We start from the raw sequence: 322 nt of genomic DNA, 5'->3' as shown, positions 1-322 counted from the left end.
GGTATTACTGCAGGCGGAAAGACAGGTCTGACGTCTATCGTTACAGGGTTGTTATTCTTTGCATCACTGTTTGCACTTCCGTTTGTCAAACTAATTCCTGATAGTGCCATTGCACCAATCTTAATTATTATTGGCGGCCTGATGATTACAAGCATTCAACAAATTCCTCTGAACGATTTTTCAGAAGGATTTCCAGCGTTCTTAATTATTGTCATGATCCCGCTCACATATAGTATAGCTGATGGCATTGCGTTCGGATTTATTGCTTATCCTATCTTAAAAGTTGCTCTTGGAAAGCGTAAAGAAGTCGCACCGTCTATGT

1 pseudogene is annotated in these 322 nt (G+C 40.4%); it reads left to right on the top strand.

Annotation, left to right across the window (positions count from 1 at the left end):
- Positions 1 to 322: pseudogene (locus MR079_RS28615) on the top strand (NCS2 family permease); the annotation flags it as partial.

It is taken from the genome of Bacillus cereus group sp. BfR-BA-01381, assembly GCF_022663555.1.
GTDB classification, from domain to species: domain Bacteria; phylum Bacillota; class Bacilli; order Bacillales; family Bacillaceae_G; genus Bacillus_A; species Bacillus_A pacificus.
This window is presented reverse-complemented; position numbering and strand designations above follow the sequence as displayed.